The sequence below is a fragment of the Kitasatospora sp. NE20-6 genome (assembly GCF_045862635.1).
Genome location: NZ_BPRL01000027.1, coordinates 33702 through 50110 on the forward strand (window position 1 = coordinate 33702; position 16409 = coordinate 50110).

The following is a 16409-nucleotide window of genomic DNA, read 5'->3' on the forward strand; positions in this document are numbered from 1 at the left end:
GCGCGGTCAGCCGTCTACCGGATTGCCGATCCGTGTGTGGCGTGGTGCCGGTCCGGTGTTCACGTCGGGTGACGCTACCCCCTCGTGCCGGTGGCGACAATGCCCGGGCCCGGCCCGCGGCCCGGCTGCGGCAGATCCGTCGTTCATGTCCATGAACATCAATCAAGTACAAGTCTATTGACGCGTTCACGGTACGCCTCTAGGGTCCGACGGAAGCGCTTTTCCGCCCGGATGTGTCGTCCGGCTGCGCGGCCTGTTCATGTACTCGAACGCTTCCCACCCCCCACCCCGGGCCGCGACTCCCGGCGTCAGCCCCCCGCTGCGCCCCGTGCCCCGCTCCCCGCCGCCCCGTGCGGAACCCTCCCGCGGACGGCGGGGGCGGACCGGACACCCCGCCGCGCAGTTCCTCCATCGCTCGTTCCACCCCACCCCTGGTCAGGCGAACCAACCCCACCTGGAGACGAACGTGCACCTGAGAGCAGCCATCGCATCCGCCGGCCTCCTCGCCGGCGCCCTGGTCGCGGTGTCCGGCACGGCGCAGGCCGCGACCACCACCCGCTACGAGGCCGAGAGCTCCCCGGCCTCCTGCACCGGCACCATCGACTCCGACTGGGCCGGTTACTCCGGAAGCGGCTTCTGCAACGGCACCAACGCGACCGGCGGCGTCCTGCAGTTCACCGTCAACGCCCCCGCCGCGGGCACCGCGACGCTGACGGTCCGCTTCGCCAACGGCACCACCACCGCCCGGCCCGCGAGCCTCGCGGTGAACGGCGCGGCAGCCTCGACGGTGTCGTTCGAGAGCACCGCCGCATGGGGCACCTGGGTCACCAAGACCCTCACGGTGCCGGTGGTCCAGGGCAGCAACACCGTCCGGTTCACCCCGACCACGTCCGCCGGCCTGCCCAACGTCGACTACCTCGACGCCGCGGTGCCGGACGCCACCACCACCCCGCCGTCCGGCACCGCGCTGTACGTGGCGCCCAACGGCAGCGACGGCGCGGCCGGCACGCAGGCCGCCCCGACGACGCTCACCTCGGCGATCGGCCGCATCGCGTCCGGCGGCACGATCTACCTGCGCGGCGGCACCTACAACTACGCCCAGACGGTCACCATCCCGGTCGGCAGCAACGGCACGGCGAGTGCCCGCACGAAGCTCTCCGCGTACCCGGGCGAGACCCCGGTGCTCAACTTCTCCGCCATGGCGGAGGACCCGGCCAACCGCGGGCTCGCCCTGAACGGCTCGTACTGGCACGTCAACGGCATCGTCGTCGAACGCGCCGGTGACAACGGGATCTTCGTCGGCGGCAGCAACAACATCATCGAACGCACCGTGACCCGCTTCAACCGCGACTCCGGGCTGCAGATCTCGCGGATCGCCTCCACCACGCCCACCGGCCAGTGGCCGTCCAACAACCTCGTCCTGAGCTCGGAGTCGCACGACAACGCCGACTCCGACGGGGAGGACGCCGACGGCTTCGCGGCGAAGCTCACCGTCGGCACCGGCAACGTCTTCCGCTACACCGTCTCTCACCACAACATCGACGACGGCTGGGACCTCTACACCAAGACCGACACCGGGCCCATCGGCCCGGTGACCATCGAGGACTCCCTGTCGTACAGCAACGGCACGCTCAGCAACGGCACCGTGAACGCCAACGGCGACCGCAACGGCTACAAGCTCGGCGGCGACGACATCGCGGTCGACCACGTCGTCCGGCGCAGCATCGCCTACCGCAACGGCCACCACGGGTTCACCTACAACAGCAACCCGGGCACGATCGCGATGTCGAACAACGTCGGCATCGACAACGCCGAGCGCAACTTCTCGTTCGACAAGGGCACGTCGGTGTACCGCAGCAACACCTCGTGCCGCAGCGGCAGCGGGTCGAACGACAAGACCATCGGTGACGCCGACGGCTCGAACCAGTTCTGGACCGGCACCAACGGTTCGCGCTGCTCCGCCTACACCGGCGCCATGGCGTGGTCGTTCGCCTCGGACGGCCGCCTCGTCGTGACCTTCGGCGGCAGCCCGGTCACGCCGTAACGGGTTCCGTCCACCAGCAGGTCGCCCCGGGAGCCTTCCTGGGGCGCCAGGCCTCCGGGCCCGGCGCGACCGCTGTCCTCGCCGGTCCGACGGGATCGGGCGGCGAGGCCGGCGGCGCCGGGCCCGGAGTGCTGTCCGGCCGCCGCCGAGGAGGCCCCCGGTGGGCCCCGCAGGCTTCAGGCGATGCCGAGGCCGCGCAGCACGGCCTCCGCACCGGCGAGGAACTCGCCGCCGGGATCGGCCTGTTGCTGCTCGGCGAGCGAGGACGTCAGCAACGGGAAGGCGTCGGGCGCGGCGAGGGCGGCGTGACTGGCGGCCCCGCCGGGCGCGAGGCCCTGGTGTTCGAGTTCCAGCGCGCCGATCACGTAGGAGGTCAGCGCCTGGAGCGCGCGGCGGCGGCCGGGGCCGTCGAGGCCCGCCCGGCCGAGGGCCTCCAGCACGTGCTCGGCCCAGCGGAGGGCCGGCAGACAGCCCGTGTGGTGCCGGACGGCCAGTGGAAGGACCCCGGGATGGGCGCCCACGGCCTCGCGCATCAGCTCCATGAGCGCGATCAGCCGCTCGCGCGGCGCGGTGGGGACGGGTGCCGTGCGGGGGCGGTCGAGGACGGTGCCGAGCGCGAGTTCCACCACGAGGCATTCGAGTTCCTCGCGGTCCTCCACGTAGCGGTAGAGCGCCATGGTGCGGCGGTCGAGTTCGGCGGCGACGGTGCGCATGGAGAGGGCCGCCAGGCCGTCACGGTCGATCACCGTGATCGCGGCGGTGGCGATCTGCTGGGCCGTCAGGGAGCGGGGTCGTGGCACGACTTGACAGCGTACGGGATACGCCTACAGTTTTAAGCGTACGGTCTACACCTAAGGAGTCCCGTGCCCCGCCTTCAGATCGGCACCACCGCCCCCGCCCTCACGCTGACCGACGTGACCGGCGCGCCCGTACCGGGTCCGCACGCCGACGGGCTCGTCCACCTGCAGTTCCGCAGGTTCGCCGGCTGCCCCGTCTGCAACCTCCACCTCCGCGGCTTCGCGCTGCGCCACGACGAGCTGCGCGCAGCCGGGGTGCTGGAGGCGGCCGTCTTCCACTCGCCCGCCGCCGAGCTGAGCCCGTACGCGGGCGGCCTGCCGTTCCCGCTGGTCGCCGACCCCGGCAAGGACCTCTACCGCGCCTACGGCGTCGAACACGGCGTCCGGGCCCTCCTCGACCCGCGGGTCTGGCCCACGATCGTCCGGAGCCTGGTCAGGAGCTCCGGCCTCGTCCTCCGCGGACGCGAGCGGCTCCCGGCGGCCCGCCCCCTCGGCGGCCGGTTCGGCCTCCCCGCCGACTTCCTCGTCGGACCCGGCGGCCGGATCCTGGCCGCCCACTACGGCGCACACGCCTCCGACCACTGGACCGTCGACCAGGTCCTCGCACTGGCCGCGGCGCACCGCACCGCGCCCGTCGCCCGCCCGGCCTGAGCGCGCCGCTCCCGCGGGGACCGGAACCCCGGGGCCGACCCGCCGCACCGGGGTCCTGCGCGCTGCCTCCACGGAGGCCCGAACGGCGCCCCCGGGCCCGGCCCGCCCGCACCGGGGGCGTCCGGGTCCGGGGGCGCCGTCCCCGCCGTCCAGGCCCCCTGCCGCAGGCCACGGCTCCGACGGGCGCGCCCGTGCGGCCTGTCGGATAGTGGACGGCGTCGGAACCCTCGTGGGATTGGACGCTCATGGACCGCTATCCCCCCATCGCCGACCACGGCCTGGTGGGCGACCTGCAGACCGCCGCCCTGGTGTCCTCCCAGGGCGTGGTGAACTGGTTCTGCTCGCCGAGGTTCGACTCGCCGAGCGTGTTCGCCTCGCTGCTCGACCACGACCGGGGCGGGTACTTCAGGCTGGCGCCGGAGCACTCGGACGTGTCGTGCAAGCAGCTCTACTACCCGGACACCGGCGTGCTGGTGACCCGGTTCATGTCGCCGGACGGGGTCGGCGAGGTCGTCGACTGGATGCCCGCGAACACGAGCCGCACCCCGACAGACCGCCACAGCCTGATGCGGGTGATCCGGGCGGTGCGCGGCACCGTGCGATTCGTGCTGGAGTGCAGGCCCCGCTTCGACTACGGGCGGGCCGGCCACGACCTGGAACTGCACCCCCAGGGCGCCGTCTTCCGCGCTCCCGGCATCACCGGGCACCTGCAGGCCAGTTTCCCGCTGGAGCGCGACGGGGACGACGTCCGCGGCGCGGTCACCCTCAACATCGGGGAGTCCGCCGCCGCCGTCTTCACCACGTGTGCCGCCGACGGAGGAGCACCGCCTCCGCTCACCGTCGAGGGCATCACCGACGGGCTGTGGGCGGAGGTCGACTTCTGGCAGAAGTGGCTGCACACCTCCCGCTACCGGGGCCGCTGGGGCGAGATGGTGAACCGCTCGGCCATCACGCTCAAGCTGCTGACCTACCACCCCTCCGGCGCCCCGGTCGCCGCCGCCACCATGGGTCTGCCCGAGCAGGTCGGCGGCGAACGCAACTGGGACTACCGGTACTCGTGGGTCCGGGACGGCTCGCTCTCGGTGCGCGCCCTGCTCGACCTCGGGTTCGTCGAGGAGGCGACCTCGTTCACGAAGTGGCTGGGCGACCGGATGCACGACCGGGCCGACCTGCCCGGCGAGCGGCTGCAGATCATGTACCGGGTCGACGGCGACCCGCACCTCACCGAGGAGATCCTGGAGCACTGGGAGGGCTACCGGGGGTCGCGCCCGGTGCGGGCCGGCAACGCCGCCGCCGACCAGTTGCAGCTCGACATCTACGGCGAGGCCCTGTACGCGATGGCCGAGGGCCTGGAGGTCGGCACGGAGCTGGGCTACCACGGCTGGAAGGGCCTCGCGCGGACCCTGGACTGGCTGTCCGACAACTGGGACCGCCCGGACGAGGGAATCTGGGAGACGCGCGGCGGGCGCAACGACTTCACCTACAGCCGGGTGATGTGCTGGGTGGCGTTCGACCGGGGCATGCGCCTGGCGACCGAGCTCAGCCGGCCCGCCGACATCCCGCGCTGGCGCAACGCCCGGGACGCCATCCTCGAACAGGTGATGGACAAGGGCTGGAGCAAGTCCGAGCAGGCCCTGGTGCAGCACTACGGCGGTGACGTCCTGGACGCCTCCCTGCTGGTTATCCCGCGCGTGGGGTTCCTCGCCGCGAGGAGCCCGGGCTGGCTCTCCACGCTGGACGCGATGGAGCGCAAGCTCGTCTCGGACAGCCTCGTCTACCGCTACGACCCGGCCGCGTCGCCGGACGGCCTGCGCGGCTCGGAGGGCACGTTCAGCCTCTGCACGTACCTCTACGTCGACGCGCTGGCCCGGGCCGGGCGGGTCCGTCCGGCGCGCTACACCTTCGAGAAGATGCACACCTACGCCAACCACGTCGGTCTCTTCGCCGAGGAGATCGGCCCCAGCGGCGAGCAACTCGGCAACTTCCCTCAGGCGTTCACCCACATGTCGCTCATCATGGCGGCATCGACCCTGGACGAGGCCCTTGACCGGCAGCGGCAGCGCGACTGAGCCGGGACCGCACGCGCCGCGCCCCGGTGGCCACCCCCAGAGCCGGGCCGCGTTCGACGAACTGTACGCGCGCCTCAGGGCGTCGGCGGTCGGTGCACAGCCCGGCGGACGCGGAGCACTGGCCGCCGTCACGCCCGCGACGGTCCGCGCCGCGGCGGCGGAGGTCCGCTCCGGCCGGACCGTCACCCTCGCCGCACCGGTCGAGACCCGCGCGGCCCCCGACAACCCGCACCCGGCCGGCCACCGGCTCACGAGTCCCCCGGAGGCCGGGGCGCCGTCCACCGGACTCCACTTCGCCACCGACCACTTCTCGATGCACGTCCACGGCGACGCGGACAGCCATCTCGACGCCCTCTGCCACGTCGTCTACGACGGCACCCTGCACGGCGGCGTCCCGGCGGACACCGTGACCGCGGAGGGCGCCACCGCCCTGTCCGTCGAGCTCGTGCGGAACGGCATCGTCGGCCGCGGCGTCCTGCTCGACATCCCGCGGCTGCGCGGTGTGCCGTGGCTGGAGCCGGGCGACCACGTGACCGCCGACGACCTCCGGGCCGCCGAGGCCGCGCAGCACGTGCGGGTCGGAGCGGGGGACATCCTCCTCGTCCGGGTCGGCCACCGCCGCAGGCGCATCGAGGCGGGGCCCTGGGACGCCGCGCACAGCCGGGCCGGCCTGCACCCCGCCGCGGCGGAGTTCCTGGCCGAGCGCCGGGTCTCCGTGCTGGGCAGCGACGGCAACAACGACACCGCCCCCAGCCCCACCGAGGGCGTGGACTTCCCCGTGCACGTCCTGGGCATCCACGCCCTCGGGCTCCACTTCATGGACTACCTGCAGTTCGAGGACCTGGTGCCGCTCTGCGAGGAGGAGGACCGCTGGTCGTTCCTCTGCGTGGTCGCGCCCCTGCGGCTGCCCGCGGCCACCGGTTCCCCCGTCAACCCCATCGCCGTCCTCTGACCGGCGGGCCGCCCGCCGGCCGCACCCCGCCGCCCACCGCACCGACCCACGATCCGAGGCGAACCCATGGCAGGCACCGAGCACTACGACGTCATCGTCATCGGCACCGGAGCAGGCGGCGGCACCCTCGCCCACCGCCTCGCCCCCACCGGCAAGCGCGTCCTCATCCTGGAACGCGGCGGCTACCTGCCCCGCGAGCGGGACAACTGGGAGTCGACCGCGGTCTTCGTCAAGGGCAAGTACCGTGCCCCCGAGTTCTGGTACGACAAGCACGGCGAGCAGTTCCCGCCCGAGGTCAACTACTACGTCGGCGGCAACACGAAGTTCTACGGCGCCGCGCTGTTCCGCCTGCGCCCCGAGGACTTCGGCGAGTTGCACCACCACGGCGGCATCTCCCCGGCCTGGCCCATCCGTTACGAGGACCTGGAGCCCTACTACACCCAGGCCGAGCACCTGTACCTGGTGCACGGCCACCACGGGGAGGACCCGGGGGAGGGCCCGGTGAGCGCCCAGTACGCCCACCCGCCGGTGCAGCACGAACCACGCATCCAGCAGCTCAGCGACGACCTGGAGAAGCAGGGCCTGCACCCCTTCCACCTGCCGATCGGCGTGAACCTCACCCAGGACGCCGACGGCCGGGCGACCCACACCAGCGTCTGCATCCGCTGCAACCGGGTCGACGGATTCCCGTGCCTGGTGCAGGGCAAGGCCGACGCCCAGGTCATCTGTGTCGACCCGGCCCTGGAGCACGACAACGTCACGATGGTCACCGGGGCGAACGTCCGCAGGCTCGAAACCGGGCCGACCGGCCGCAGCGTTGACAAGGTGGTCGCCGAACTCGCCGACGGGACGGTCGCGAAGTACTCCGCCGACATCGTGGTGGTGGCCTGCGGAGCCGTCAACTCCGCAGCGCTACTGCTGCGTTCGGCGAACGACCGGCACCCGGACGGGCTGGCCAACAGCTCCGGCGTGGTCGGCCGCCACTACATGCGGCACAACAACCTCGCCCTGATGGCGGTCTCCAAGGAGCCCAACGACACGCAGTTCCAGAAGACCCTCGCGCTCAACGACTGGTACCTGGGCGCGGACGACTGGGACTACCCCCTCGGCGGCATCCAGATGCTCGGCAAGTCCGACTCCGACCAGATCCGCGGCGAGGCGCCCCGGTGGGCGGGCATGGCCTCCCCCGACATGCCCTTCGAGGTGCTGGCCCACCACGCCGTGGACTTCTGGCTGTGCGGCGAGGACCTCCCGCAGCCCGACAACCGCGTCACCCTCGACGGCGACGGCGCCATCCACCTCACCCTGGACGAGAAGAACAACACCGAAGGGCTGAAGCGCCTCCAGCACAAGCTCCAGAAGATGCTGGGCCACCTGGGCATGCACCCGCACCACCTGCTGCCGCACAGCCTCTACCTGCACAAGGGCATGCCGATCGGCGCCACCGCCCACCAGGCCGGCACCGTGCGCTTCGGCACCGACCCTCGGACCTCGGCCCTCGACACCGACTGCAGGGCCCATGACCTGGACAACCTCTACGTCGTCGACACCAGCTTCTTCCCGAGCATCGGTGCGGTGAACCCGTCGCTGACGGCCATCGCCAACGCCCTGCGGGTCGGCGACCGCATCGCGGAGCGCCTCGGCTGAGCCCGGGCCGGGCCGGGTGGGTCGGTGCCGTGCCACCGCCGTGCCACCGACAACGACCCGGCGGCACGGCGGTGGCGTCACCGCGTGACGTCCTCGTCCGTCAGCGGCTCCAGCACGCCGCGCGTGTCGAGCCGGTAGAGCAGCACCACGGCAGGGCCGATCAGGACGAGCGCGACCACCGCCACGACGAGCATCCACTGCAGGGTGGCGCTCGCCCCCGCGGCCTCGCGGACGGTCAGCGAGGTGGGCACCAGGTAGGGCCGCTGGGCGACGCCCCAGGCGGCGACCGCCAGGGCGACGGCGGCCACCGCGCTGTACCGGGCCCATCCGAGCGCGGACCCGCCGACCAGGACGGCGGTGACCGCCCCGGCCGCCACCGACAGCAGGACGAGCAGCAGCCCCCAGCCGTGGGTGAGCCCGTGGTGCACGTACGAGGCGTCGTCGGCGGTCACGGCGAGGCCGACCGCGCCGACGGCCACCAGCGCCGCGACGGAGATCCGGGCGCGCAGCCGGAAGTAGCCGACGAGCCCGGTCTCGCCGAAACGGCGGGCGTCCGCGGTGAGGAAGACCGCGCCGAGGACGGCGGTCGCGCAGACGGCGAGCAGCCCGGCGATCACCGAGGTCGTGTTGGCCCAGGCCTCGGTGGAGGCGGTTGCGCCGGGGACGACCCGGCCGGAGGCGACGCTGCCGATCACCGCTCCGAAGAAGAACGGGGTGAGCAGGGAGGAGACGGCGAAAGCCGCGCCGTAGACCCGGCGGGCGGCCAGGCGGCGGGTGGGCTTGCGCAGCGCGAAGCCGGCGCCGCGCAGGACCATGCCGACGGCGGCGAGCGCGAGGGGCAGCCACAGGGCGGTGAAGACGGTCTGGAAGAACGCGGGGAAGCCCGTCCACATGAGGACCAGGACGAAGATCAGCCAGACGTTGTTCACCTCCCAGACGGGGGCCATGGCGTGGTCGATCAGCCACCTCGGGCGCCTGCCGCGTTCGGTGCCGCCGGCCAGGAGATCCCAGAATCCGGCGCCGTAGTCGACGCCGCCGCCGCAGGCGTACGCGGCGATCGCCAGCAGCAGGACCCAGGACAGGATGTCGGCGGTCACTCGGGGCCTCCCGGTGCCCGGCCCGGGCCGTCGGCGGGCGGTGGCGGCTGCGCGGCGGTGGCGGCGAGTTCGGGGCGCGGGCCGTACGGGGTGTCGGTCTCCGGGCTCTCCGCGGCGGCCGCGCCGTCCTCGGCCAGGCGCCAGCGGGTGCGCATCTTGAGCAGCACGGTGAGGAACGCCCCGAAGATGAGGACGTAGACCACCGCCACGACGCCGAACATCGTCCACAGGGAGGCGGCGCGGGTCGGCGTTACCGCGTCCGAGACGCGCATGTTCTGGTAGACGATCCAGGGCTGGCGGCCGACCTCGGTGGTGATCCAGCCGCACTCGACGGTGATCACGCTGGCGACACCTGCGACGGCCGCGCAGCGGAAGAACCACTTCGACCGGGGCAGGTCGCGGTGGCGCCACCAGCACCAGGCGTACCAGAGGGCGAGCAGGATGAGCACGCTGCCGATGGTCGCCATGATGTCGAAGGCCCAGTGCACGATGGTCGCCTGGAGCGCGGTCGGCCGGTCGGAGGCGGGCACCGAGCTGAGGCCGGTGACCTGGGTGTCCGGTGTGAACCCGGCCAGGATGGAGTCGAGTTGGGGGATCTTGATGCCGCCCTTGACGGTGCCGTCCTCCTGCAGGCGGCCGAAGAGGTACTCGGGGACGTGGGTGTCGGTGTCCCAGACGAGTTCGGCGGTGGCGAACTTGATCGGCTGCTTGTGGAAGATCTGCCGCGCGATGTTGTCACCGAGGAAGAACTGGATCGGGGTGAGGATCGCGGCGACGGTGAACGGCACGGTGAAGCCGAGGCGGTGGTAGTGGTCGCGGCGGCCGCGCAGCCAGCCGACCGCGTAGACCCCGGCGACGACGTAGCCCGCGGTGAGGAACATCGCGACGACGAAGTGCCAGTACTCCGGCCCGAACATCGGGGTGAAGATCGCCTGGCGGACGTCGACGTCGACGGGGTTGCCGTCCGGGTCGAGCTGGAAGCCCTGCGGGGTGTTCATCCACGAGTTCGCGGCGATGATGCCGAACGCGCCCATGAGGGCGGCGAGGGGCAGCGGCACGGCGAGCCAGAAGTGCGTCCACGGCTTCAGTCGGCGCCAGCCGTAGAGGTAGATCGCGACGAGGACGGCCTCCAGGAAGAACGCCCAGGCCTCGACGCCGAATCCGAGGCCGAAGACGTCGCCCCAGCGGCCCATCATGCCGGGCCACAGCAGGCCGAACTCGAAGGACAGCACGGTGCCGGTGACGATGCCGACGGCGAACTGCACGGCCATCACGGCGGACCACCGCCGGGCCAGCAGCATCGCGGTGGCGTCCTTCCGGCGCAGTCCGCGGTGGTGCATCACCAGGGTGATGAACGGCAGGGCCACACCGAACGGCACCAGCATGATGTGGGTGGCCAGGGTGAAGGCCATCATCTCGCGGGCGGGCAGGAGTTGCGACGGTGTGCCGGCGAGGAGCTGTGTCGCGGTGTCCACCTGCGGGTCAGCCTCCGGTCGCGAAGCCGGGGAAGAGCGTCATGCCGCCGTCGACGTAGATCGTGGTGCCGACCACGTAGTCCATCAGGTCGGAGGCGAGGAGGGTCACCGCGTGGGCGATGTCCTCCGGGTCGCCGACCCGGCGGTACGGGATCAGTTCGAGCAGGGCGGTCTCGGCCTCGGGGGTCTCCCAGGCGCTGCGGTTGATGGGGGTGCGGATGGCACCGGGTGCGACCGCGTTGACCCGGATGCCCTTCGGGGCGAACTCCTGCGCCAGGGTCTGCATCATCATCAGGATGCCGCCCTTGGAGGCCGCGTAGTTGACGTGGCCCGACCAGGGGATGATCTGGTGGACGGAGCTCATGCAGACGATCTTCCCGGCCGCGCGGGACACCTCGGGGACGACGCCCCGGCGCACGAACTCCTTCGCGGCCTCGCGCGCGCACAGGAACTGCCCGGTGAGGTTGACGCCGATGACCTTGTTCCACTGGTCGAGCGTCATCTCGGTGCTGGCGGCGTCGCGTTGCAGGCCGGCGTTGGCGACCAGGACGTCGACCGTGCCGAACTCCTCGACCGTGCGCGCGAACATCGCGACGACCTGGCCCTCGTCGGAGACGTCCGCCTCGTGCGCGAACGCCTGCACGCCGAAGGACCTGATCTCCTCGACGACCTCGTCCGCCGCCTCGCGGCCGGAGACGTAGTTCACGACGACGTCGGCGCCGGCCCGGCCCAGGGCGATCGCGGTGGCCTTGCCGATGCCCGAGTTCGCACCGGTGACCAGCGCCTTCTGCCCGCGCAGCAGGGGTGGCAGGGCAAGCCGTCCGTCCGCAGCCGTGGCCATGGTCGTCTCCCGTCGTAGGTTCCTGTTCGCTACCGCAGGTACCCTGCCCGCACGCGCCGTGTGCCCCGGTGAGGCACGCGGTGCGCTCGGCCATCGGGCGCAGCGATGTCCCCCGGACGGGGTGCAGCGGTGCGGTCGGCGTCGGCCGTGCGGCCGTCCGGGTACACCGTGCCGGGTGCGGCGGTGGCGGTCGGGCCGGTCGGGCAGCCCGTGCGGGAAGCTCTCCCGAAGGGATCCGTTCCGGGATCGACGCGAGGAGCAGCATGGGGAGACCGGCAACGGCGCCGACGGTCGTCGTGGTGATGGGCGTCTCCGGTTCTGGCAAGACGACCCTGGGCCGGCTGCTCGCCCGTCGGCGCGGGGTGCCGTTCGTGGAGGGCGACGACCTCCACCCGGCGGAGAACATCGCGCGGATGTCGGCCGGCGAGCCGCTCGACGACGAGGCCCGCAGGCCCTGGCTTCACACCCTCGCCGACCGGATCCGCACGGCCACGGTGAGCGGGGAGGGTGCCGTGATCTCGTGTTCCGCGCTCAAGTACGAGTACCGGCAGGCCTTCCGCGCGGCCGGGCCCGGCGTGTGGTTCCTCCACCTGGACCTGGACCCCGAGGTCGCGCGGGCCCGGATCACGCACCGGTTCGGGCACTTCATGCCGGCCGCCCTCCTCGACTCCCAGTACGACACGCTGGAACCGCTGCGGCCCGGCGAGGCGGGGCTCACCGTGGACGGCGCCTGGGGTCGTGAGGCGGTCCTGGAGGCGGCCGAGGCAGCCCTCGCGGACTTCGAGGGCGGGGCGCCGCGCTGAGCGGCGCCCCGGCTGGTCCGGGGCCCGGGGCTCAGCCGGGTGAGCCCCGGTCAGGGGCGGGGCCCGGTCCGCGGCGGCCGGTGGTGGTGGCGCATGTGAGACCTGGCTCTTTTGTGCCAGGTCAGGACGTTCCGGAGCTCCGGCGCGCACCTGTAAGACCGTCACATGACTCCCCCCATACCCCGCTACCGCCCCGGTCGGAGGATCCTGACCGCAGCGGTGGCCTGCACCTCGGCGGTCGTCCTCGTGGCCGGGCCGGTCGGCAGTGCGACGGCGCGCGGCGCGCTTCCGACGGCGTCCCCGGCCCGGCCGGGCAGCGTCACCCACAGCGTGACCCTCATCACCGGTGACGTGGTCCGCGTCATGGACCTCGGACAGGGCCGGCAGGCCGTCGACGTGAGCCGGCCGGCCGGTGCCCCCGGCGGTGTGCGGACCGAGAGTGTCGGCAAGGACCTGTACGTCCTTCCCGACGAGGTCATGCCCTACCTCGCCGCGGGCGCGCTGGACCGGCGGCTGTTCGACGTCACGTCACTGATCGCCCAGGGGTACGACGACGCGCACAGCGACGGCATCCCGCTGATCGTCGGCTACGACGTGGCGGCCCCCGGCACGGACGCCGCTCCCGGTGCCGCCCCCGCCGCTGGCCGGGCGCCGAAGGGCTCGGCCACGGTGCGGACGCTGCCCAGCATCGACGGCGCCGCCCTCAGGGTCGCCAAGAAGCACACCCGGGACACCTGGAACACGGTGGCCGCGCCCGCCCCCACGGCCGTGACGGCCTCGGCGGAGCCGGCTACCGCCCGGCTGTCGGGCGGTGTGAACCGGATCTGGCTGGACGGGAAGGTGCACGCCTCGCTGGCGACGAGCACCGCCCGCATCGGCGCCCCGGGCGCCTGGGCCGCGGGCCTCGACGGCAAGGGCGTCAAGGTCGCCGTGCTCGACACCGGTGTCGACCGCAACCACCCGGACCTGAACGGCCGGGTCTCGCAGGCCAAGAGCTTCGTGCCGGGGGAGAGCGCCGACGACGGCCACGGCCACGGCACCCACACCGCGTCCACCGTGGGCGGCAGCGGCGCCGCCTCCGGGGGGCGGGAGAAGGGCGTCGCGCCCGGTGCCGACCTGCTGATCGGCAAGGTGCTCGCCGACGACGGCTCGGGCGACGACTCGTGGGTCATTGCGGGCATGGAGTGGGCCGTCGCCCAGCACGCCAGGGTGGTCAGCATGAGCCTCGGCGGCTCCGACCCCAGCGACGGCACCGACCCGATGAGCCAGGCGGTCGACCGGCTCAGCGCGGAGAGCGGCGCCCTGTTCGTGATCGCCGCCGGCAATGCCGGGCAGGAGGCCGTGATGGGCGCGCCGGGCGTCGCCGACGCGGCCCTGACCGTGGCCGCCGTCGACGACGAGGACCGGCTCGCCTCCTTCTCCACCACGGGCCCGCGCTACGGCGACTACGCCCTCAAGCCGGACATCGCAGCCCCCGGCGTCGACGTGCTGGCGGCGAAGGCCGGCGGCACCGCGGAGAGCGGCTACTACCAGGCGATGAGCGGCACGTCGATGGCGACCCCGCACGTCGCCGGCGCGGCGGCGATCCTGGCGCAGGAGCACCCGGACTGGACCGGTACCCGCCTCAAGGACGCGTTGACGAGCACGTCCGCCCCGCTGGCCGGGACGACCGCGTACCAGGTCGGTGCGGGCCGGGTCGACCTCACCTCCTCGGTCGCGGCCACGGTGACCGGCACCGGTTCGGTCTGGTTCGGCTTCGACGCGTGGCCGCACACCGGTGAGCCGCCCGTCGCCCGCACCGTCGTCTACCGGAACGACGGCGACACGGACCTCGTGCTGCGGCTCGCCGAGAGAGTCGAGGTGGCCGGCGGCGCGTACGACGTCGACCCGGGCGCCGACGCCGGCGCTGCCGCGCCCGCCGGGATGTTCACACTCTCCGCCGACACGGTCACCGTGCCCGCGCACGGCAGTGCGGGCGTCACCGCGACCGCCGAGCCGCGCATGGGCGCGAACGGCCGCCGCTACCTCGGACAGGTCACCGCCACCGACACCACCGGTGCCGTGCGGGTCCGGACGCAACTGGGCCTGTACAAGGAGGACCAGCGGTACACCCTGCACATCGCGCTCAAGGACCGCGCCGGCAAGCCCGCCGCCGGCACCGTCGAGCTGCAGACGTTCGGCGTTCCCGACCCGTCGTTCATCCCGGTCGACGCCACAGGCCGTGCCGACGTGCGGCTGCCCGCGGGCACCTACAGCGCGGTGAGCTACCTCCAGGTGGCCGGAAGCCACGGCCCCGACTCGGTCGGCCTGGCACTGCTGGGCGACCCGGAGATCATCCTCGACCGGGACCGCAGCATCGACCTGGACGCCTCCCGGGCGGTCGAGGCGACCGCGCAGGTGCCGCAGGAGAGCGAGGACCGCATGGTCTACGCCGACTGGTACCGCTCCGACGGCGCCGACAGCACCATCGCCGGGCAGTACATCCTCTCCCCGACCGACGACAGCCTGTTCGTGCTCCCCACCCGCCCGGTGACCCGCGGCGCGTTCGAGTACGAGACCCGCTGGCGCAAGGCCGTGCCGCAGCTGACCGTCGGCCGGGACGGCCGGCCCGTCACGGTCCAGAGCCAGGCCGGGTCGTCGGTGTACGACGGCACGGCCCGCCTGAAGGCCGTCCACGCCGGCACGGGTACGCCCGCCGACTACGCGCGCCATCACGTCAAGGGCAGGATCGCGGTCGTCACGGCCTCCGACGCGCTGACCGGCAGTCAGCGGGCCCAGGCCGCCGCGGACGCGGACGCCGCCCTGCTGATCGTGGTCAACGACGGCCCCGGCAAGCTCTACGAGTGGGTGGGCACGGACGCCGGCACCGAGAGCGGCGTGCCCGTCGTCTCCGTCACCGCGCGGGAGGGTGCGACGCTGCTGGCCGCCGCCGACCGCGGTGCCGAGCTGGCGCTCAGAGGCGTGCGCAACTCGCCGTACGTCTACGATCTGGTGGACCCGAAGCCCGACCGGATCCCGGAGGACCTGGCGTACCGGCCGAAGGCGGCGGACCTCGCGACCGTCCGGATGCGCTTCCACGGCGACACCACCTACGCCGGCGGCGAGTACCGCTGGGACTACCGCCCCTACCGCGCCTACTCGGTGGGCTTCCACCAGCGGGTCGACATGCCCGGAACCCGCACCGACTTCGTCTCCGCCCAGCCTGGTACCACATGGGCGGAGGACACCCTCACCGGGCCCGGCATGGCCGTCGAGTCCCGGTCGGGCATGGTGACCTACCGGCCGCACACCGAGGCGACCCGGGACTGGTACGCGCCGGTCGCGCACCCCCGCAACGGCAGCGGCTTCTGGTGGTCGAGCCGCCAGCTGGGCTATGCGGAGGTCAACATCCAGGCCTGGACGGACAGCGGCACCGACCACGGCGGCTACATGCTCGACGACCACAACACGGTCGAGCTGAAGGCCTACGAGGACGGCCGGCTCGTGAAGACCTCGGCCTGGCCCTCTCTCTACCTCGACTCGGTGCCGGACCGGCCGGTGACCTACACCTTCGACATGAAGGCCGAGCGCGACCCGGCACTCTACCGGCTCACGCCCCGCACCCACTCGGTGTGGACGGTCAGGTCGGCCCCGGTAACCGATCCCTACGCGGTCGACCTGATGGCGCTCCTGCAGCTGGACTACCAGGTCTCCACCGACCTCGCGGGCAACCGGCCGGGCGGCCGGCAGACGGTCGGCCTGTCCGCGAGCCACCTGCCCGGCGCCGCGGGCACCGGCAAGGTCACCGACGGCACCCTCGCGGTCTCCTACGACGACGGCGCCACCTGGCGCCCCGTCGGCCTGGAGCGCACCGCCGCCGGGAGCTGGACGGCCCGGTTCGACGCACCCTCCCACGGCTTCGTCTCCCTCCGGGCGACGGCCCGGGACAGTGCCGGCAACCGCGTCACCCAGGACGTGATCAGAGCGTACGGGTTGTCCGGCCCGCCCCGCCACGGCCACGCCGAGCCATAACCCTCCGCCGTCGGGACGGCCC

General features: G+C 72.9%; 11 protein-coding genes. 7 read left to right on the plus strand and 4 right to left on the minus strand.

The genetic code is table 11. The features are described from left to right. Positions 1 to 466 precede the first annotated feature (466 nt). On the plus strand, positions 467 to 2044 hold the full coding sequence (locus SNE206_RS20270) for a carbohydrate-binding protein (RefSeq protein WP_407914844.1): 1578 nt from the start codon (positions 467 to 469) through the stop codon (positions 2042 to 2044). A 176-nt stretch (positions 2045 to 2220) separates the two neighbouring features. Here SNE206_RS20270 and SNE206_RS20275 read toward each other — a convergent pair whose 3' ends face one another. After that, a complete protein-coding gene (locus tag SNE206_RS20275) occupies positions 2221 to 2844 on the minus strand; it encodes a TetR/AcrR family transcriptional regulator (RefSeq protein ID WP_407914845.1) in 624 nt (207 codons plus the stop codon). Between the two features lie 63 nt (positions 2845 to 2907). Here SNE206_RS20275 and SNE206_RS20280 point away from each other — a divergent pair, with 63 nt between their 5' ends. The 4 genes from SNE206_RS20280 to SNE206_RS20295 all read left to right on the plus strand — a co-directional run bounded on the left by SNE206_RS20280 (position 2908) and on the right by SNE206_RS20295 (position 8160). Then, a complete protein-coding gene (locus SNE206_RS20280) occupies positions 2908 to 3492 on the plus strand; it encodes a peroxiredoxin-like family protein (protein WP_407914846.1) in 585 nt (194 codons plus the stop codon). A gap of 245 nt (positions 3493 to 3737) precedes the next feature. Beyond that, entirely contained in the window at positions 3738 to 5561 is a 1824-nt protein-coding gene (locus tag SNE206_RS20285; RefSeq protein ID WP_407914847.1) for a glycoside hydrolase family 15 protein, read from the plus strand. Positions 5562 to 5622: 61 nt separating this feature from the next. Beyond that, a complete protein-coding gene (locus SNE206_RS20290; RefSeq protein WP_407914924.1) occupies positions 5623 to 6513 on the plus strand; it encodes a cyclase family protein in 891 nt (296 codons plus the stop codon). 66 nt (positions 6514 to 6579) lie between these two features. After that, positions 6580 to 8160 (plus strand): GMC oxidoreductase, encoded by a 1581-nt coding sequence (locus tag SNE206_RS20295; RefSeq protein ID WP_407914848.1) that lies wholly within the window; start codon positions 6580 to 6582, stop codon positions 8158 to 8160. Between the two features lie 77 nt (positions 8161 to 8237). Here the strand turns inward: SNE206_RS20295 and SNE206_RS20300 are convergent, their stop codons facing one another. The 3 genes from SNE206_RS20300 to SNE206_RS20310 form a co-directional block, all read right to left on the minus strand. Then, on the minus strand, positions 8238 to 9257 hold the full coding sequence (locus SNE206_RS20300) for a cytochrome d ubiquinol oxidase subunit II (protein ID WP_407914849.1): 1020 nt from the start codon (positions 9255 to 9257) through the stop codon (positions 8238 to 8240). Then, the gene (locus tag SNE206_RS20305) at positions 9254 to 10672 is read right to left on the minus strand and encodes a cytochrome ubiquinol oxidase subunit I (protein WP_407914925.1); all 1419 of its coding nucleotides are present in this window, start codon (positions 10670 to 10672) and stop codon (positions 9254 to 9256) included. The genes SNE206_RS20300 and SNE206_RS20305 overlap by 4 nt, the downstream gene beginning before the upstream one ends. Positions 10673 to 10739: 67 nt before the next feature. Then, a complete protein-coding gene (locus SNE206_RS20310; RefSeq protein ID WP_407914850.1) occupies positions 10740 to 11573 on the minus strand; it encodes an SDR family oxidoreductase in 834 nt (277 codons plus the stop codon). A gap of 263 nt (positions 11574 to 11836) precedes the next feature. Here SNE206_RS20310 and SNE206_RS20315 point away from each other — a divergent pair, with 263 nt between their 5' ends. Beyond that, entirely contained in the window at positions 11837 to 12376 is a 540-nt protein-coding gene (locus tag SNE206_RS20315) for a gluconokinase (protein WP_407914851.1), read from the plus strand. Positions 12377 to 12541: 165 nt separating this feature from the next. Further along, positions 12542 to 16387 carry a S8 family serine peptidase gene (locus SNE206_RS20320; RefSeq protein ID WP_407914852.1) on the plus strand — a complete coding sequence of 1282 codons (3846 nt, stop codon included), beginning with the start codon at positions 12542 to 12544 and terminating at the stop codon, positions 16385 to 16387. The last annotated feature ends 22 nt before the right edge of the window (positions 16388 to 16409 follow it).

What these genes read in the sequence shown, in the direction of transcription:
- SNE206_RS20295 (WP_407914848.1), top strand. Translation starts at nt 6,580, where the DNA reads ATGGCAGGCACCGAGCACTACGACGTCATCGTCATCGGCACCGGAGCA.
- SNE206_RS20315 (WP_407914851.1), top strand. Translation starts at nt 11,837, where the DNA reads ATGGGGAGACCGGCAACGGCGCCGACGGTCGTCGTGGTGATGGGCGTC.
- SNE206_RS20320 (WP_407914852.1), top strand. Translation starts at nt 12,542, where the DNA reads ATGACTCCCCCCATACCCCGCTACCGCCCCGGTCGGAGGATCCTGACC.
- SNE206_RS20310 (WP_407914850.1), bottom strand. Translation starts at nt 11,573, where the DNA reads ATGGCCACGGCTGCGGACGGACGGCTTGCCCTGCCACCCCTGCTGCGC.
- SNE206_RS20285 (WP_407914847.1), top strand. Translation starts at nt 3,738, where the DNA reads ATGGACCGCTATCCCCCCATCGCCGACCACGGCCTGGTGGGCGACCTG.
- SNE206_RS20305 (WP_407914925.1), bottom strand. Translation starts at nt 10,672, where the DNA reads ATGATGGCCTTCACCCTGGCCACCCACATCATGCTGGTGCCGTTCGGT.